Origin of the sequence: Hydrotalea sandarakina (assembly GCF_003254115.1) — a bacterium.
GTDB classification, from domain to species: domain Bacteria; phylum Bacteroidota; class Bacteroidia; order Chitinophagales; family Chitinophagaceae; genus Hydrotalea; species Hydrotalea sandarakina.
In genome coordinates, this window is sequence record NZ_QKZV01000001.1 from 486880 (window position 1) to 506685 (window position 19806).

General features: G+C 34.5%; 18 protein-coding genes and 1 tRNA gene. 8 read left to right on the forward strand and 11 right to left on the reverse strand.

The genetic code is table 11. The annotated features are described in order from the left end of the window. The first annotated feature begins 86 nt into the window (after positions 1-86). Together nagB and LX80_RS02165 are read left to right on the forward strand one after the other, a co-directional pair. Entirely contained in the window at positions 87-2024 is a 1938-nt protein-coding gene (gene nagB, locus LX80_RS02160) for a glucosamine-6-phosphate deaminase (protein WP_111293379.1), read from the forward strand. Between the two features lie 22 nt (positions 2025-2046). After that, entirely contained in the window at positions 2047-2703 is a 657-nt protein-coding gene (locus LX80_RS02165) for a phosphatase PAP2-related protein (protein ID WP_111293380.1), read from the forward strand. 1 nt (position 2704) lies between these two features. On the opposite strand, the gene LX80_RS02170 is transcribed toward LX80_RS02165, so the two are convergent. Continuing rightward, complete coding sequence (locus LX80_RS02170; RefSeq protein ID WP_211307674.1) at positions 2705-3622, reverse strand: BamA/TamA family outer membrane protein; 918 nt, start codon at positions 3620-3622, stop codon at positions 2705-2707. 323 nt (positions 3623-3945) lie between these two features. Between LX80_RS02170 and LX80_RS02175 the strand changes: the two genes are divergently transcribed. The 3 genes from LX80_RS02175 (at position 3946) to LX80_RS02185 (ending at position 5756) form a co-directional block, all read left to right on the forward strand. Beyond that, positions 3946-4758, forward strand: coding sequence for a phytanoyl-CoA dioxygenase family protein (locus LX80_RS02175; RefSeq protein ID WP_111293382.1), 813 nt, complete (start codon positions 3946-3948; stop codon positions 4756-4758). A 76-nt stretch (positions 4759-4834) separates the two neighbouring features. Next, entirely contained in the window at positions 4835-5614 is a 780-nt protein-coding gene (locus LX80_RS02180; RefSeq protein ID WP_111293551.1) for an SDR family NAD(P)-dependent oxidoreductase, read from the forward strand. A 68-nt stretch (positions 5615-5682) separates the two neighbouring features. Continuing rightward, positions 5683-5756: transfer RNA gene (locus LX80_RS02185), tRNA-Arg, on the forward strand. Positions 5757-5800: 44 nt separating this feature from the next. On the opposite strand, the gene LX80_RS14565 is transcribed toward LX80_RS02185, so the two are convergent. From LX80_RS14565 to LX80_RS02210, 5 genes are all read right to left on the reverse strand, one after another. Then, positions 5801-6595, reverse strand: coding sequence for a DUF2452 domain-containing protein (locus LX80_RS14565; protein ID WP_211307675.1), 795 nt, complete (start codon positions 6593-6595; stop codon positions 5801-5803). A 55-nt stretch (positions 6596-6650) separates the two neighbouring features. After that, on the reverse strand, positions 6651-7100 hold the full coding sequence (locus LX80_RS02195) for a YhcH/YjgK/YiaL family protein (protein WP_111293383.1): 450 nt from the start codon (positions 7098-7100) through the stop codon (positions 6651-6653). 5 nt (positions 7101-7105) lie between these two features. Further along, positions 7106-8974 carry a BamA/TamA family outer membrane protein gene (locus LX80_RS02200; RefSeq protein ID WP_111293384.1) on the reverse strand — a complete coding sequence of 623 codons (1869 nt, stop codon included), beginning with the start codon at positions 8972-8974 and terminating at the stop codon, positions 7106-7108. A gap of 160 nt (positions 8975-9134) precedes the next feature. Then, positions 9135-9647, reverse strand: coding sequence for a DUF2911 domain-containing protein (locus tag LX80_RS02205; RefSeq protein WP_111293385.1), 513 nt, complete (start codon positions 9645-9647; stop codon positions 9135-9137). Between the two features lie 5 nt (positions 9648-9652). After that, positions 9653-10489, reverse strand: a complete 837-nt coding sequence (locus LX80_RS02210) for a polysaccharide deacetylase family protein (RefSeq protein WP_111293386.1) — start codon at positions 10487-10489, stop codon at positions 9653-9655. Positions 10490-10639: 150 nt separating this feature from the next. Here LX80_RS02210 and LX80_RS02215 point away from each other — a divergent pair, with 150 nt between their 5' ends. Then, entirely contained in the window at positions 10640-11551 is a 912-nt protein-coding gene (locus tag LX80_RS02215; protein WP_111293387.1) for a sugar phosphate isomerase/epimerase family protein, read from the forward strand. 34 nt (positions 11552-11585) lie between these two features. Here LX80_RS02215 and cysM read toward each other — a convergent pair whose 3' ends face one another. Continuing rightward, positions 11586-12467 carry a cysteine synthase CysM gene (gene cysM, locus LX80_RS02220; RefSeq protein WP_111293388.1) on the reverse strand — a complete coding sequence of 294 codons (882 nt, stop codon included), beginning with the start codon at positions 12465-12467 and terminating at the stop codon, positions 11586-11588. Positions 12468-12608: 141 nt separating this feature from the next. Continuing rightward, positions 12609-13934 (reverse strand): adenosylhomocysteinase, encoded by a 1326-nt coding sequence (gene ahcY, locus LX80_RS02225; RefSeq protein ID WP_111293389.1) that lies wholly within the window; start codon positions 13932-13934, stop codon positions 12609-12611. A 124-nt stretch (positions 13935-14058) separates the two neighbouring features. On the opposite strand from ahcY, the gene LX80_RS02230 reads away from it, so the two are divergent. Then, entirely contained in the window at positions 14059-14559 is a 501-nt protein-coding gene (locus LX80_RS02230) for an Lrp/AsnC family transcriptional regulator (RefSeq protein WP_111293390.1), read from the forward strand. 17 nt (positions 14560-14576) lie between these two features. On the opposite strand, the gene LX80_RS02235 is transcribed toward LX80_RS02230, so the two are convergent. The 3 genes from LX80_RS02235 to LX80_RS02245 are packed head-to-tail and all read right to left on the reverse strand — an operon-like array spanning position 14577 to position 18333. Further along, positions 14577-15068: a GNAT family N-acetyltransferase gene (locus LX80_RS02235; protein ID WP_111293391.1), complete on the reverse strand. Its 492-nt coding sequence runs from the start codon at positions 15066-15068 to the stop codon at positions 14577-14579. After that, positions 15065-15679, reverse strand: coding sequence for a phosphatase PAP2 family protein (locus LX80_RS02240; protein WP_111293392.1), 615 nt, complete (start codon positions 15677-15679; stop codon positions 15065-15067). The genes LX80_RS02235 and LX80_RS02240 overlap by 4 nt, the downstream gene beginning before the upstream one ends. Positions 15680-15699: 20 nt before the next feature. Then, positions 15700-18333: a valine--tRNA ligase gene (locus tag LX80_RS02245; RefSeq protein ID WP_111293393.1), complete on the reverse strand. Its 2634-nt coding sequence runs from the start codon at positions 18331-18333 to the stop codon at positions 15700-15702. A gap of 108 nt (positions 18334-18441) precedes the next feature. On the opposite strand from LX80_RS02245, the gene LX80_RS02250 reads away from it, so the two are divergent. After that, positions 18442-19764: an exonuclease domain-containing protein gene (locus tag LX80_RS02250; RefSeq protein ID WP_111293394.1), complete on the forward strand. Its 1323-nt coding sequence runs from the start codon at positions 18442-18444 to the stop codon at positions 19762-19764. Positions 19765-19806 lie beyond the last annotated feature (42 nt).

Below are 19806 nucleotides of genomic sequence, written 5' to 3' on the forward strand. Positions count from 1 at the left end.
AATAACTGCAAACGTTTGCTTTTATTTTTCTGTTACGATGGATAATTTGTAAATTTAACCTGCAAAAAAACGCAAAATCATATTTTATGTCCACAACTACCAAACCACACAAATTCAATGTTGATTTAATTGACAGTTTTGAAAAAATTCCCGTTCAAATATTCGACAGCACAGAAGACGGTTCATTATTTGTTGCCAGGGAAATTGCTTCATTAATTAAAGAAAAACAAGCTAAAAATTTACCTTGTGTTTTAGGATTAGCTACCGGTGCCACTCCTATTCGCCTTTATGCGCATTTGGTTAACTTACATAAAACGGAAGGGTTAAGCTTTAAAAATGTTATTACATTTAATTTAGATGAATACTATCCTATTGAAAGAGATGCTTTCCAAAGTTATTGGAGTTATATGCATCGTCATTTATTTGATCATGTAGATATTCCAAAGGAAAACATTCATTTACCCAACGGTGAATTATCAAAAGAAGAAGCCAGAAAAGCTTGTGAAACTTATGAACAATTAATTGAAAATGCCGGAGGAATTGATTTACAAATTTTAGGCATTGGGTCCAATGGACATATTGGTTTTAATGAGCCCGGTTCAAGCATTTACTCAAAAACAAGATTGGTTTCTTTAGATAATACAACACGCATCAACAATGCTTACGAATTTCAAAATATTTCCGAAGTTCCCAGAATGGCCATTACAATGGGTATAAGTACCATTTTAAAAGCCAAAAAAATTATTTTAATGGCATGGGGTTCTAAAGCCAGTATCGTTGCAAAAAGTGTGGAAGGACAGGTTACCGAACAAATACCTGCCAGTATATTACAACAGCACAACAATTGCACTTTTGTTCTTGACCACAATGCAGCAGCTGAATTAACCCGCATTAAATCGCCTTGGTTAACGGGTGAAGTTGAATGGACACCTAAAGTAATTAAACGGGCAGTTGTTAATATGGCACTTAAATTAAATAAGCCTGTATTAAGCTTAACAACGCATGATTACAATGAAAATGGATTAAGCGATTTATTGGTTGAAAAAGGTGATGCTTACGACATTAACTTACAAGTTTATTATATGCTTCGCGATAGCATTACCGGTTGGCCCGGCGGAAAACCCAATGTTCATATTCCGGGACATCCGGAAAGAAGCACCCCTTACCCCAAAACCTGCTTAATTTTTTCTCCTCACCCCGATGATGATATTATAAGCATGGGCGGAACCTTTATGCGTTTACACGATCAAGGACACGATGTACATGTAGGTTATCAGGCAAGTGGTAACATAGCCGTAACGGATGAATTTGTTACCAGATTTTTAGATTTCGCAGTGGGTTTTGAAGACTTATTCGGCATTGACAAGAAAAAAACAGAAGCCATTTTGAGTGAAGCCAAACGCTTTTTAGCTACCAAGAAAAAAAATGAAATAGATACACAAGAAATTCGTGCAATAAAAGGATTAATAAGGCGCTGTGAAGCCAGAGCCACTTGTCGTTATGTAGGCATTGGCGACAGTAATGCGCATTTCATGAACTTGCCTTTTTATGAAACCGGTACCATCGAAAAAAATCCATACTCCGAAAAGGATATTGAGATTACAATCGACTTATTACAAAAGCTGAAACCACATCAGGTATATTGCGCCGGCGATTTAGCAGACCCACATGGAACTCATAAAGTATGCTTAGATATTGTTTTAGAAAGTCTAAAACGCATTAAAGCTTCCGGTGAAAAATGGATTGAAGATTGTTGGTTATGGTTGTATAAAGGTGCATGGCAAGAGTGGGATATTACCGAAATTGAAATGGCTATTCCTATGAGCCCCGACCAAGTAATGAAAAAAAGATATGGAATTTTCATACACCAATCACAAAAAGATATGGTTCCTTTTCAAGGCTCAGACAGTCGCGAATTTTGGCAAAGAGCAGAAGACCGTAATGCAACCACAGCACATTTATACGCAAGTTTAGGACTAACACAATATGCTGCTATGGAAGCCTTTGTAAGAATGCATTATTAAAATAAAAACTTATCTTGCAGGGGTGAATACAGAAAATAATGCTTTACCCCTAATATGGAAAAATGCCTGGCAACAACCCACCTTTAAAGCTAAATTATTAATAGGCGTTGCGGTGTTGACAGGCATTTTAATTATTTTCCCCTATTTTTTTCAATTTATTGAAAGTAGAGACGGCTTTGTATTACCCGATAGAATATTAAACGATTTACCTTCAGTAAACTTATCGTTGCCAATATTTTTCGTTATTTGGGTAATGGTTTTAATACTAATTATTGAAGCAATTCGCGATCCTGAAATTTTCTTACTTTTTTTATGGGCTTACATTTTCTTAAATATATCAAGAATAATTACCATTAGTCTAATCCCTTTAAATCCACCTGATAATCTTATTCCGTTAACCGACCCTATTAGTAACTATTTTTATGGATCTGGTTTTATTACAAAAGACTTGTTTTATTCCGGCCATACTTCCACCCAATTTCTAATTTTCCTGGTATTGAAAAAAAACAAATTAAAAAATTTGGCCTTATTATCAACCATGTTAATTGGTGTAATGGTATTAATACAGCACGTTCATTATACAATTGATGTTGTTATGGCGCCTTTTTTTGCTTTTTTGGTTTATAAATTAGCTCAATATTGGGTTTCACCCACATTTCAAAACAATTACGCTGATTAGTTTAAAAGGCTTCGCCTAGTTGCAAATAAAATCCCTGATTATTTCCCTGTCCAATACCATAATCTAAACGCAAGTTTAATTTTTCACTTTTGGTTAGTTGAATACGCAAACCACCACCATAAGCATATTTTAAACCGCTCAAATTAAAATCACTAACACTTTTTCCAACTTCACCGGTACTGCCAAATATTACCATACCCAACCTTTTATATAATGAAAACCGATATTCAGATTGAAAAACAAAAGACTGTTTATCGCGATAACGACCACTATAATAACCTCGCATACTATTAGCCCCACCTAAAGAAGCCAAACTTCGTAAAGGAACAGCATCACCAATATTTGAAAAGCTGTATAACTGAAATGCAAATACCTGCTTTGGAAATGTTTGTATGTATTTTCTTATATCCACTACAACATTTGTATAATTAAATGAGGAACCTATTAAATTATCAAAATGATTGAAATAAGCTTGTGCAAACATGCCTTTATTAGGTGCAAAAGCATCATTTCTGTTATCGTAGGTAAAGCTCATGCCTAAACCACTTACCGTATATCCATTTCTACCGGCAATATTTTCTTTATCAAATAAGCCTCCGGGTATATATTGAATATTGTAAACATGTTGCATTTCGTATAATACGCCACCAAAGAAATGATGTCCTAAATGCTTAAGCAAATGCAAATTCACATAGTACTGATGAAAACTATAATTCTCAACTGACGAGTCAGGTGAATTATTCCCTAAACCCCAAAATTTATCAGGAAAGGAACTGAAAGAAATTTGTTCATTAAGGATATACTTTTCGTTTTTAAAATATTCAGCACCATTAACAGCCGCTACAAATTGTTGTTTTAATGAATACAATAAGATTGATTGTAAATTCGAAGTACGAGAAATAGTATCCGATTTTGACAAATGAAAGGTAGCAGAACCGGCCAAACCAAATGACCAGCTAGTTTCAATGGATTTTGCTATAACAGGAAAATAAAGTATCCTTTTTGAAAAAAGACTGTCCTTTTTACTCTCCTGCGCAAATAAAAAATGGCATATCAAACAATTTAGTAGAAGGATCAGTAATGACTTTTTGAGCATAAATAAGCAGTAAATATAAGCGCAAATACATAATTAAAAGAAAAGCCTACAATTTTGGAAGAATTAATTTATTTTTAGTTCACACAATGGTCACAATTTTATAATAATTAATTAACATTGCAGTTACTTTGATAAATAACCCTCGAATGAACAAATGGAATAGTAACTTTGAATTAGGTGATACTATAACTGCGGAGCAAATGGATTTTTTTGACAAACACGGCATCATCGTGTTTCGTAATTTTTTAACTCCCGAAAAAGTATCCCTTTATTTAGATGAATTAAAAAAGCTTGAGTATGCCTGGCTTGCCGAAGGAAAAGAAAAAATAAATGGTATTCCTTTAAAATTCGGTAAAGATGAGCATAATAACAAAACCATTCAACGGCTTTGTTTTACTTCTTTATTTAGTAAACCTTTACATGAATTATTAGAAGATAAACGCTTAAAAGCACTAATTAAATTATTGGGCAACTATGAAGGAAGAATTGCCGAAAATGAAAAAGATGGTTTAGTTATTAACAATTACATCAATACTCCTAACAGCACATTTACGCAAATGGGATGGCACACCGACAGCCCACGTGATTTGTTTTTAGGCCAAAAAATTATGCCAATGCTCAACGTAGGTATTCATTTAGATACCTGTTTATTTGAAAATGGCGGATTACGTGTACTCCCGGGTACACATAAACAAAATATTTTGCAACTTTTGTTTGGAAAGAAATATTTTGTTGATTACAGTGATGACCCAAGAGAAGTTGGTTTTGATATTTATGCCGGCGATTTAACCGTTCATGATGGTCGTACCTGGCATAGGGTTAAACAATCACCCTTGGTAGGTGAGGCAAGCCGAAGAAGAGTAATGTATGTACCCATTATTACAGGCAAGTTTAAACCCAAACACGAAAAAAGTAAAACTCCCTTTTACCACAGATTTACCAAAGTAGTTCATCATTAACAAATTCAATGTAATGCTTAACAAACATCACATTGGCTAAGTTGTTAAAAGTTATTATGCTTTAACATCAATGCGTATGCATGGTTATTTTTTAGTTACAGGTGCTAGCAAAGGAATTGGCAAAGCCATTGCTGAAATATTAGCTGCTGAAAAAAAGAATTTAATACTTATAGCAAGAAGTGAAGAAATTTTAGCCAATTTAGCGGAAACACTTAAGCAAAAATATGCAATTGAGGTACACTACCTGGTATGCGATTTAGCTAAAGAAAATGCAGCTGAAGATGTATATAATTGGATTAAGGATCATCAGTTTAGTATTGCAGGTTTAATTAATAATGCCGGTTATGGTTTAAGCGGTGCGTTTGAAAAATATCCATTAATGCAGCATGAGGACATGATGCGTTTGAATATGTTTGCACCCGTTCAATTAACATATTTGCTTTTACCCTTGTTAAAACAACAACCGAAAGCTTATATATTGAATGTTGCAAGTGCCGCTGCTTATCAAGCTGTTCCGGGCTTAACCTTGTATGCTGCAACAAAAGCTTTCTTATTAAGTTTTTCCAGAGGTTTGCAATATGAACTAAAAAATACAAACATCAGTGTTACTGCTGTTTGTCCCGGCGCAACCGATACTGATTTCCCAAACAGGGCACAGGTGAGTGAAAAAGCCCAAAAAGCCGCATCTAAACTGAATATGTCAGCAAATGAGGTGGCAAAACTTGCAATTAAAGCTATGTATGCAGAAAAAACAGAAGTTATAACAGGTTTTGTAAACAAATTGGGGGCATTTTTTGCATGGCTCCTTCCTAAAAAATGGGTTGAAAAAACAGCAGCCGGAATTTATAAAGAATAAATTTTTGTTTTTACGTTTTGCTTTTCAGTATTAACCTATTATATTTGCAACCCAATTAATAAAACACTGGCCCCGTAGCTCAACTGAATAGAGCATTTGACTACGGATCAAAAGGTTTCAGGTTTGAATCCTGACGGGGTCACTAAAAACTGTAACTTGCTGGTTACAGTTTTTTTTATTTATATATTATGCAACCTCTACCCATGTGTGGTCCGCTAACAATTGCACAGAAGCTATAAATTGTTTAAAAGGTCCCAAACCTGCTCCCCATTCTTTAGGAGCTACCAATGAAAGTAAATAGTTTCCATCTTTCTTTTCATACAAATGGTACACTTGTCCAATTTGTGGTTTAAAATTTATTTGGGCATCATATATCATTAAACTAAGCTCTTTTCGCTTTCGTATTTCTTGTGCTTGCTTTGCCAACAGTTCAATTTGTTGTTTAATTTGTTCCAACTGCATATTGGTTTGTTCTTCCATTGCAGTTAATGCTTTATGTTTTATAACACCTTGCTTTGTTGGCTTCACCACTACACTGCCTACTGAAGATGCATAAGGTAACACACTCATTTGCTTGTAATAAACTTCTTTATTCACAAAGGCATCACCGTTGGGTTTAACCCCGCTATTCTGCAGCAACAAGTAGCCATTAGGTAAAATAGTATGATGAACAGTTAATACCAATTCTTCATTTTTAAAAAACTGTGTAATAAAATTTGACGCATCAGGTATTTCGGCTTGTATGGTATCGGCTAATTCTTGGTAGTCACATGGTTGTTTACTTCCATCGGGAATTACTGAAAATTGTGCATAATAAGCATCATTTTCATGCGTAATCCAGTTCATGCTTATTTGCAAAGCTTTCCCATTATTTATTGATTCAATTTTATAATGGCCACTTTTGGGAACTATTCCAAATTCATAATTACATTTTTCGGGGAATAGTTGCCAGCTGGCTAAAAAATTATAGGCTTGTACCATAGTGCTGAATAATTAACTGCAAATATTACAATTCAACAATTAATTGGTTGCTTTTTTATAAAGCAACTTTAATAACTACTTTTTTCACCAAACATTTTTTCTGCAAAAAAATACCGGGCATATGTACATCGTGCGGAAAAAATACAGCAAACATTCCCTCCATTAAAGTTGAATAAAATGAAGGTTGTGCATCATAAATAATGCAATCATTATTAATATCAATATGTTTTTGCTTGGGCATTGCCTGAAGAAATCCATGCCCTATTTGTTCATTACCTTTTATCACATAATGCACATCAGTGTATATTAAGTGCGATTCCATATTTTCTTTCTCAGGCTCAACTGTTTCATAACTATTGATAAGTGCAAAAATTTTTGAGCCTTCTATTTCATGTTTCCCTTCAGATAAATTCTGTAAATCATTATTTTGTAAAAATTCGAAGGCTTTAAGCAATGGTGTTGAAAACTTATAATGATTTAGATTATGAAGATAGTCAATGATCATAACGATTAATTTACTGTAACAAAATCAGGTTTTTTTATGTATTGGCTATTGTATTTAAATTGTAAGTTTGATTGAACACCAATATTCCAAGGTGACATTCCTATTGTTGTTCTTGGGAAATATTGAATCCTCAATTCTATTGTTCCAAAAACTAAGTTTTCATTTCTTGTTCTTACTCCACCACCCCAAGCCGTATAAACATCACCATAACTAAATCCTTCGCCAATTGGTTTTAAGTAAGAAATATTTCCAAATGCAAAAGGTGCAAAGCTAAACCCAAAAAACTTCCAAGTATTATAAAAAACCGATTCACAACTACCAGTTACTCTACTAGAACCATTATACCCAATTATATTGTTGAATGAAGGAATACCAAATTGGCTATTTACCCTTAACGGTTCATTTAAAAAAGTATTGATTTGCTGAGTAAAACTTCCATTAATAAAATGACGTACCAACCATCGGCTATTGCCCAACCTGCGAAGGCGTGAGAATGACTCTAAGCTTGCTAAGAAACTAATGTCTTGAAAACTTCCATTATTAAAATATCCACCAAATTTTAGTTCATAATTAAAAAATGCCTGCTTGGGTGTAACTACATATTTCTGCAAATCAACCCCTGCATATGGGCGTGTATAACCCTGCTTGTTTGTCCAACCAAACAAAGCCGATAGATTATAACCGGCAGGAATATCTTCGTTTCTACCAAAACCGTAAATGAAATTGGTTCTGTAATAATCTTGTTTAAACCTGGTAAATGCGCCTAAAACACTTACTAAATTGGCATATTGAAAATTATATTGCGTTTCATATAAATTCGGAATTTCCAAAAAATCGTTTTTTACCAATCGAAGTGCAACAAAATCTTTAGGTTTTCTTGAATTTGTTTCATGTAATAAACGTCTTGCAGAAACGTTGTAACCTGCCCACATGTCATATGAAGCATACCTATACTTAAACATTTGATTATACAATGAATCGCTTACATACTGATTGGTGGTATAATGTAAAGATGCATTTAATGAACCTGTCCACAATGCATAAGGACTAACAAGCGGTAAATCTAATGAAGTATAAACTTGTGTTTCTTCTCTTCTACCGCTATTAAATGCGGGCGCATTGCCTTGATAACCAACTGTAAAATTGGCAAACGTACCGGCAATATTTCTTCGCAAATACTCTGCACCAAAAGCATAACGTGTTCTACGAGTTAAATCATATAAATTTTCAATTTTAACCCTTTGTCCATTCCCTAAAAAGTTTTCATCTTGAACCTCGGCATAAATACTTTGTCCATTTCCACCATCACCGGAACCACTTATAGGGAAGACATCTTTATAAAAAACAGTTAAATCAACAGAGTCATAATCGGGTGAATTACCGGTAATAATAATTCGGGCATCCTGCAAATAGGGCTGATCGCGTAAATAACGTTCATTGTCGGCTACCAAGTAAGGTGACATGGGTTGCCCTTTCTTAAAAAATAAATTTTGGGCTATGAATGATTTTCTTGTTTTTAAATGGATAGAGTTACCTATTTCATCAAATAAATTTTTCTTTTTCAGGGCTGTATCATTTACGGATTCCCCAAATCGAACATCAACAAAATGTATGCTTCGTATAATTGCACCATTGTATAAAGCAAATGGTGTAATGTTATTAATGGTTACAATGGCGGTATCTTCAGGCGGCGGTGTGCTATTCACAATACTTTTTACCAATTTTTCAAAAAGCCCTTTATGAGGTGTTAAAAATTGTAAAGTAGTATCTAACTGCGATTTTTTTTCTTGTGCTAAACAAAAATTACAGCTACATAACCAAATGCACACACATAGAATAAAGGGGCTTATTATATTATATTGAGTAAGCCGCATTGACAGATTTTGGTGATTTTTAGCCAGGCAATATAACCATTTGAAAGTTAAGACAAATAATAAAGTTTGAAAAATTTAGACATGAGTAAAATTTAAACGCTTAACAAATAAAAAAACTCCGAAATAATATTTCGGAGTTAAATGAGGTATTTAAAAAATATTATTTTACCATGAAGCCTACACTTACATCGCCCCATAATAAACTAACTTCACCTGAGGGTGCAATAGTGAAAGTCATTCTTTCCGTAAAAGCATGCTTTAATGGTTTAGCAGTAAAACGCATAACATCATCTTTTTGATTATACTCAGTTCCCCATTGATTCCAGGTTTTATTAAGAATAAAAGTCCATTCATCTTTACCTGGAATACTGTATAAGCTATACTTACCGGCCTTAAGTGTTTTACCATCAATCGAAACATCTTTATTAATTTGAAATACAGTTGCTTCATTAGCACCGGTGCGCCATACTTGTCCGTAAGGAGCAATATCTTTACCAAGGGTTCGTCCCTTAATGGCAGGTTGACTATAATCAATAGTAATGGTTACGCCATTGTGGGTTGTAACGGAAGCTGAAGCGGGCGGACTGGGACGCTTACTTTTGTCTTGTGCACATGCCTGAAAGGCTATAAATGATAGACAAAGTAATCCCATCAAAAAAATAGCTTTTTTCATATATTTTATTTTTGTTGAACAATTGGATAGTGGTCAATGGTTTCAAAAACATTTCGAGGATCTTGTTTTAATAATTGAATAAATGCATTAAGTGAATCAACATATTGCGGTTTTGCAAACATTCTGTCATGTGCCAAAATAACCATCATATTGGGTTGATTGGTATAACCAATATCGAATTTATTATTCACTTCCTTAGCCAACTCAGTAGCACTTTGCTTAGGAATATTACCTTTAACAAATTGCCATTCTACATCCCATCCAATAATTTTATATCCTAAAGAATCTAACTTTTTGGCTACTTTTTCGCTTGTTTTAGGCCCGCGAAATTCTCCATTTCCCGCCCATGTATTTCTGCCGGGAAGGCGAACAATTTTTAAAGGAATTTGCATATCCTGTTGTGCCTTCAAAATATCATTTACTGCACTATCAACATGCGTGTAATAAAAATTATAATTATCGCGAAATGCATGTGTATAACTATGATTGGCCACTAAAAATTGTGGATATGATTTCTTTAAACTATCTAAAATTCTTTTGCGCAAAGGATCAATATCATAGTGTGCGGCAACAGCAAAAAATGTAGCCTTTACACCTTGATTACGGAATGTTTGCGCACAATTTTGTGTACCCGGCGGTTGTGGCGAATCATCCCATGTTAAAAAAATATATCTTTTGGAACTGTCATATTTAATTGGTGTACCAGGAACCAGTGTATTAACAACTGTTTTGCCGGCAGTTGAATCGGAATTTTGAACAGGCTTTTTCCCATTATTACAAGAAAACAATAATAAACTGCCGGTAATAAAGCAGCCATTTAGCAGGTGTTTCATTAATTTCATAAATAAAAAAGTATTAATTTATTAAGCAACTTATAAGAACATGTAAATATATTTCATTCCAATTTGTAACTACTGCTAAAGTTAATATGTGGATAGTTAAAAAAAAAGGCATAATTTTAGAACATTCGGTATTTAATAAAACTTTGGCTTATGACTATTAGCAGAAGAAATTTTTTAGTAAGCAGTTCAATGGCTGCATTAGGAACAATGATATTACCAAAATATGTAAGTGCTTTGGGGAATACAAATAAAATTGTAACCGGTATTCAACTTTATTCAGTACGTGATGACATGAAGGCAAATCCTTTACAAACCTTGCAACAATTAGCATCAATGGGCTATACACAGGTAGAACATGCCAATTATGTTGACAGGAAATTTTATGGTTATTCTGCTAAAGCCTTTAAAAAAATACTAAGCAATTTGGGTATGAATATGCCCAGCGGCCACACAGTTTTAAAACCCGAACATTGGGATGCTGCAAAAAAAGATTTTACTAAAGAATGGAAACACACCATTGAAGATGCTGCCATTGTTGGGCAACAATATGTTATTAGCCCTTGGTTAGACGATTCCATGCGAACAAATATAGATCAGCTAAAAAATTATATGGAAGTATTTAATAAATGCGGGCAACTATGCAAACGCTGGGGTTTAAAGTATGGTTATCATAACCATGATTTTGAGTTTAAAGAAATAACACCCGGCACCACCATTTATGATGTTATTCTTCAAAATACAGATCCCGCTTTAGTTACACAACAATTAGACATTGGCAACTTATATAATGGCAATGCTACTGTTATGCCTATTTTAAATAAATATCAGGGCAGGTTTGCTTCTATGCATGTTAAAAATGAAATTCTTTCTTCAGGTGGAAATGAACATTATGAAAGCAGCTTATTAAATAATGGTGTTGTGCCGGTGAAGGAAGCCATTGATTATGGAAAAGATAAAGGCGGCACTCATTTGTTCATTATTGAACAAGAGTCATACCAAGGAAAAGCGCCACTTGATTGTGCAAAAGAAAATTTAGCCATTATGAAAACATGGGGCTATTAAACAAGTATTTTGTTAAGTAAATAATTCAATTAACTTAATCAAATAAATCGCTTGATAAATATCTGTCACCTCTGTCGCAAATAATACATACAATTAATCCTTTATCTAATTGAGCGGAAAGTTGTTCGGCAGCATATACAGCACCGCCACTGCTCATTCCGGCAAAAACAGCTTCCTCACGAGCTAAACGTTTGGTCATTGTACGTGCATTTTGCTCTGAAACATCTATTAAAGCATCTACTCTATTTCTATCAAAAATTTTGGGTAAATAAGCTTCTTGCCATTTGCGAATACCCGGAATTTTGGAACCTTCCGTGGGCTGACAGCCAATGATTTGAACTGAAGGATTTTGTTCTTTTAAATATCGTGATACACCCATAATGGTACCTGTAGTACCCATTGATGAAACAAAATGCGTTACTTTACCCGCAGTATCACGCCAAATTTCGGGGCCGGTAGTTGCATAGTGCATTTTATAATTATCTGGATTAGCAAATTGATTGAGCATTAAATATCCCCCTTCTGCAACCCTTGCATTTGCATAATCAATTGCTCCTTCCATTGATTGTGCTTTGGGTGTAAGTGTAACCTTTGCACCATATGCCTGCATGGTCAATACCCTTTCGCGGGTAGCATCTTCAGGCATTACCAGTTCTATATCAACATTAAACAAACGAGCAATCATTGCCAATGCAATACCGGTATTGCCGCTGGTAGCTTCAATTAATTTCATACCAGGTTTAAGTTCACCACGTTCTAATGCCCCTTTTATCATACCGTATGCAGCACGATCTTTTACACTTCCACCCGGATTAGTGCCTTCTAACTTAGCAAAAATTTGGACATTTTTATTTTTTGAAATATGTTTCAATTCAATCAAAGGTGTATTACCTATAAAATCTAATAATCCTGCCATACATTTTATTTTGCCATTGCAAGTTAGAAAATGAGTGGATAAATCACACGTTAATTTTACTAATTAGCAAAATTTAATATTGGAACAAAAAAAGCCCGATGTAAAAAACATCAGGCTTTTTTGAACGAATTATCATTATGATTAATAACGATACATTTCTGCTTTAAATGGCCCTTCTTTGGAAATACCCAAATATTTAGCCTGAACATCGGTTAAGGTATCTAAACGAACACCTATTTTACTTAAATGTAAACGAGCAACTTTTTCATCTAATACTTTAGGAAGCACATAAACTTTGTTTTCATATTTATCAGCATTATTCCAAAGTTCAATTTGTGCTAAAGTTTGATTGGTAAATGAAGCACTCATTACAAATGAAGGGTGACCAGTAGCACAACCTAAATTCACCAAACGACCTTCCGCTAACACAATCACATCTTTATTGTCAATGGTATATAAATCAACTTGAGGTTTAATGGTGTTTTTAGTATGTCCATAGTTAGCATTTAACCATGCCATATCAATTTCAATATCAAAATGGCCAATATTACATACAATAGCTTTATCTTTCATTTTACGGAAATGGGGTTCCGTAATTAAATCGCGACAACCTGATGCGGTAACAATAATATCAGCTTCTTCAACAGCTTCAATCATGGGTTTTACTTCATATCCGTCCATTGCAGCTTGTAATGCACATATTGGGTCAACTTCAGTAACAATAACACGGCAACCTGCACCACGTAATGAAGCGGCAGAGCCTTTACCCACATCACCATAACCTCCAACTACTGCTACTTTTCCTGCCATCATAACATCGGTAGCACGACGAATGGCATCTACTAAACTTTCTTTACAGCCATACTTGTTGTCGAACTTTGATTTGGTAACTGAATCGTTTACATTAATGGCGGGAATAGGCAAAGTTCCTTTTTCCATTCTTTCATATAAGCGATGAACCCCTGTTGTAGTTTCTTCCGATAACCCACGAACATTTTTAACCAATTCAGGATATTTATCGAATACCATATTGGTTAAATCACCCCCATCATCCAAAATCATATTTAAAGGTCTGTCTGCGCTACCAAAAAATAAAGTTTGTTCTATACACCATTCGGCCTCTTCAACAGTTTGACCTTTCCATGCAAACACACCAATACCGGCAGCAGCAATTGCAGCAGCAGCATGGTCTTGGGTTGAAAAAATGTTACATGAACTCCATTTTACTTCAGCACCTAAAGCAACCAATGTTTCAATTAAAACAGCAGTCTGAATAGTCATGTGTAAACATCCGGCAATACGTGCACCTTTTAAAGGTTGAGAAGCACCATATTCGGCACGTAAAGCCATTAAGCCGGGCATTTCAGCTTCGGCTAATTTTATTTCTTTACGACCCCAATCAGCCAAGCTAATATCGGCCACTTTATAGGGTAATTTAAAATCAATAGCGTAAGTAGTAGATGACATAATTTTTTATTTAGGATTGCAAAGATAACCTGGAAGCATAAATTTCCGAATTAAACCAATAATTTCAGGAAATATTTAAGAAATATAGCCGTTATTTAGTAAAATTTGCTAAAAACTAAAGACTATGCCGAAGCAAAAAGGACAATCTACCGATTATGAAATACCCAATGGATTAGATGCGGTAGATTTAGAAATTTTACGACTTTTGGAAACCAATGCCCGATTAACCATTAAAGAAATTGCAGACAAAGTTCATTTAAGTACATCACCCGTACACGAACGCATAAAAAAATTAGAACAAACCGGTGTTATTCAACAATATGTTACATTGTTAAATGCCGCAAAAATTAATAAAGGTTTATGGGTAATTTGTTATGTTTCATTAAAGCAACACAACAAAAATGCCGGATTGAAATTTATTAAGGCCATACAGGCAATGCCTGAAGTAAAAGAATGTTATAGTATTTCAGGCGAGTTTGATTTTATGTTAAAAGTGGCTGTTAAAAACATGGAAGATTACTATGATTTTCATGTCAATCAATTAAGTGAAGCAGAAAATATAGGGCATGTGCAAAGTGTTTTTGTAATGGGTATTGTAAAGCAAACGCATACGCTTCTTTCTTAATTCAAGCAAATATTTTATTAAAATGAGCGCTGCATTACATAATCATTCATAAAATAACCGTTACCTATGTCATTATCTTCTTCTCTAATTATTTGAAAACCCATTTTAGCATAAAAAGACAAAGCATTGTTGTGACGATTTACATTCAATATTAAAGCAACTGCTCCTTTTGATTGTATTTCTTGAATGATATGATTCAATAAAAGCTTTCCTAAACCTGTACCCTGCGCTTCGGGTAAAACATATAATTTTTGAAGTTTAAACGTTTGAGGACTGATTTCATTAAAAGCTGCAAAACCAATTGTTTTATCTTCATTAACCGCTAATAAATATTGGTAACCATTTTGAATTTGATGCTCCAGCTCACTTGTATTATACATTAATTGAAGCATATAATTAATTTGAGCCTCGCTTAAAATAGCACCATAGGTGTTGGGCCAGGTTTTATATGCTATTTGCTGAATAATCGGTACATCAGCAGTTGTAGCTTGTTGAATTTTCACACTCATAAACCACCTTTATTTTTGTGCTCTTTTTTACGTTGAAAATATTTTTGAGTAAGCCATCTTCCGGCATAAGCACTTCCTGCACCAATAATAGCAGCTGTTAATACATCACTGGGATAATGTTCACCCAAATACAATCTTGAATAACCAACTGCAGTAGCCCAGGCAAAGGCAGGAACGGTAACATACCATTTTTTAAACGTCAATGCCAAAGCCGTTGCATTAGCAAATGCCAAAGAAACATGGCCTGAAGGCATGGAATACCCGGCTTCACTTGCATCATAAGGATGCACTAACTGTGGGTACGTGGTATAAGGCCTTGGACGGTTTACTGATAATTTTACTGCTTCGGCCAAAGCTGCAGATATGATTACACTTCCACCAACCGCATAGGCTTGCTGCCGTAAAGATTGATTATTTTTTAAGGTGGCATAAAACCAAATTCCTGCAGGAACGCCTACACTTAATGGATAAGCAGAACTTGTTGCCCCTCTCCACACAATGCTATTGGGTTGATTAGGATTAAGCCTTGTTAACAAATCAATATCAACATTTTGAGCATAACTGCTATGCAGTGTTCCTAATAACAGAAATAAAAAAAATAATTTTTTCATGCCGCTTTACTTTGTTGCATTTACTGTAATGATTTCAACGATTCTTCAATTGTTTGAATACGGGCTAAGGCATCGGCTTTTTTCTTTTGTTCCATTGCAACTACAGCAGGCGAAGCGTTTTGTACGAATTTTTCATTATTCAATTTCTTCTCAACACTTTGCAAAAAATTCTTCTGATAAGCCAAGTCTTTCAACAAGTTTTCTTTTAATGCAGTATTATCAATAGCCACAGTTGATACAATATATAGTTTATGCGTTTCAACAGCTACCACAATGCTGTTTGCAATAGTATTATTTACTATTTGAAAGCTAGAAGCATTTACTTGCTTTGAGATAAGGTATTGAATGTTGCTAAAAACTTGAGCGTTGGTTGTTTCTACAAATAGTTCTATGGCATCTTTAGGCTTAATATTATTTTTTACTCTTGCCTCGCGAATAGCAGTTATTACTTGCTTCAACAATTCACCCTCTTCCAAAACTTTTTGATTGTGTTGTAAGATGGGTAACATTAGTTTTACACACAGGTCGCTATTTCTGTTAGCTAACTGATGATAAATTTCTTCAGTAATAAAAGGCATGTAAGGGTGCAACAATTGTAATAATGCATCAAAATATTCAACTGTTTTTGTGTATACTTTTTTAGAGATGGGCTGTTCAAATCCGGGCTTAACCCATTCTAAATACCAACTGCAAAAATCATCCCATATTAAAGAGTAAATAACTTTTAATGCCTCACTGAGTTTAAACTGTTGCATTAAATATTCCACTTCTTGCTGCACTTGTGCTAATCTGTTTTCAAACCATTGCAGCGCAAATGTGGTATCGTTGGTATTTATTTCATTATCGGTAATCCTTACTTCCCACAACTTCACTAGTTTAAGGGCATTCCAAATTTTATTGTTAAAATTTCTACCTTGTTCCAAACTGGCTTCATCAAACAAAATATCATTACCAGCAGGTGAAGCAATCATAATTCCAAACCTAACGGCATCGGCTCCATAAGTATCAATTAATGCTAATAAATCGGGTGAATTTCCCAGGCTTTTACTCATCTTTCTCCCCAATTTATCACGTACAATACCCGTAAAATATACGTTTTTAAATGGCAGTTGATTCATAAATTCATAACCGGCCATTATCATTCGTGCTACCCAAAAGAAAATGATTTCAGGCGCAGTTACCAATGTATTGGTTGGGTAATAATATTGAACGTCAGCATTATTCGGTTGGCTTAATCCCTTAAAAACTTCAAAAGGCCATAACCAAGAAGAAAACCAGGTATCTAAACAATCTTCATCTTGATGAATTTGCTGTAAGGTTAATTGGGGATTATTTTTTTGCAATTCAATTAATGCCTCTTCAGCAGTAGCTGCAACAGCATAATTTCCCGAAGCATCATACCATGCAGGAATGCGATGCCCCCACCATAATTGCCGGCTAATACACCAATCCTTAATATTACTCATCCAATGGTTGTATAAGTTTTTAAACTTTGCCGGATGGAAAGCAATATCATTCTCCATTACTGCCTGCAATGCAGGTACAGCAAGTTCTTTCATCTTTACCCACCATTGCAAACTTAAACGCGGTTCAACAACAGCATCTGTTCTTTCTGAATATCCAACTTCACTGGTATAATCTTCAACTTTTACAATATGGTTAGCTTCTGTTAATTTTTCTACTAATAATTTTCTGGCTTCAAAACGATCTAAGCCCACCCCTATTTGCGCTAGTTCATTTAATGTACCATCATCATTCAAAATATCAATAACAGGTAAATTATGTTTTATACCCAAGGCATAGTCGTTAGCATCGTGTGCAGGGGTAATTTTTAAAGCACCGGTTCCAAAATCCATTGCTACATACTCATCAGTAATAATGGGTATTTCTCTATGAATTAAAGGAACAAAAACTGTTTTACCGTGTAAATGCTTATAACGCTCATCATTCGGATGTACGCAAATTGCAACATCGCCCATAATAGTTTCAGGCCTTACTGTTGCAATAGTAATATATTCGTTTGTTGCTGCGCCATTATTAATAGCGTAGCGGATGTAGTATAATTTTTGGTGTGTTTCTTTTCTAATTACTTCTTCATCACTCAATGCAGTTTTAGCTTTTACATCCCAATGTATCATTCTTTGACCACGATAGATATACCCTTTTTTATACAAATCAATAAAAACTAGTATTACGGATTGATAATAATCATCGTCCATTGTAAAACTGGTTCTATTCCAATCAACACTGCAACCCAGTTTTTTTAGTTGCTCTAAAATTATACCTCCATATTTTTCTTTCCATTCCCAAGCGTATTCTAAAAATTTTTCACGAGATAAAGATGATTTAGCAATACCTTTTTCCCGAAGCATGGCCACCACCTTTGCTTCTGTGGCAATAGAAGCATGGTCTGTACCCGGAACCCAACAGGCATTTTTGCCCTGCATTCGCGCTCTGCGTATTAAAATATCCTGAATGGTATTATTTAAACAATGCCCCATATGTAACACTCCTGTAACATTTGGTGGAGGCATTACTATGGTATATGGCTCACGTTTATCGGGTACACTGTTAAAGTACCCTTTTTGCAACCAATGTTGATACCATTTGTTTTCAATTTCGGTAGGAATAAAATTTTTACTTAATTCAGACATAAATTAGTTACATTGAAATGCTGCAAAAGTAAGGAATTGCAACGGCCATCTGTTAGTAATTGAACGGAATTTGATGCGAAGTTTAAAAAATTGTAATTTCACCCTCACATGTTTGCAATTGTTGATATTGAAACTACCGGAGGGCATGCACACAATGGTGGCATTACTGAAATAGCTATTGTGTTATTTGATGGCAAAAAAATTGAAGGAGTTTACGAAACTTTGATTAATCCGCAAATGCCCATTCAGCCCTTTGTGCAAACACTTACCGGCATAACCAATGCAATGGTAGCCAACGCACCCCTATTTTCGGCTGTTGCGCCACATATATATCATTTATTGAAAGATCGCATTTTCGTAGCACACAACGTAAATTTTGATTATGCTTTTGTAAAACAACATTTAAATGCCTGTGGAATTGAATTAAATACACAAAAGCTGTGCACCATTCGTTTATCGAGAAAAATTTTTCCCGGATTACCCAAATATGGTTTAGGAAGTATTTGTAAAACCCTTCAAATTAATCATAGCCAGCAACATCGGGCATCGGGCGATGCTTTAGCTACTACCGAATTATTCAAGCTGTTAATACAAAACGATAAAAGCGGTAACTTACAAAAAATGATGAAAGGCAGATCAATTGCTACCTATTTACCACCTCACATTCCTGAAGAACAATTTATTAATATACCGGAAAAACCAGGTGTATATTATTTTTATAACCAGCAAAAAAAAATTATATACGTTGGCAAAGCCAAAAATTTAAAAAAAAGGGTAACGCAACATTTTGCTAACAATAAAACCACCGCACAAAAACAAGCTTTTTTACGAGAGGTTTATGCCATTGAGTTTAATGTTTGCAGCAGCGAATTTACTGCTGCAATATTGGAGAGTATTGAAATAAAAAAAAGGTGGCCGAAGTATAATAAAAGCCAAAAATTTAAAGAACAAAAGTTTGGCTTATATCATTTCATCGATAACAAAGGCTATGAACGCCTGGCTATTGACAAATGGAAGAAACAACTAAATCCCTTAGCAGCATTTAGTTATATAACCGAAGCGAATAATTGCTTGTGGAACCTAATTCATGAATTCGAACTGATTCCTTACTTATGTTTTTTAGATAAAAACGAACCGGATTATCCTTTACCTGATACATTCGAATACAACGCAAGAGTAAAGAAGGCCATCCAATCGTTAGAAGCCCAAGCAATTACATGTTCCATAAAAGATGGTTCACATTATATTTTAATTGAAAAAGGCATGTTTACGGGTATGGGTACATTGCAAAATGAACCTGAACAAACTGCATTAACAGTTGAAATGCTTAAAAACGCATTAACACCTTACCCTGAAAACGATGTTATTAAACACCTTATTCAACAATATATCCGCAATTATCCCGAACAGGTTATTTACTTCAACAATTAGGCATTAAATAATCTAATGCTATTTTAAAAATTTTTTTTTAAC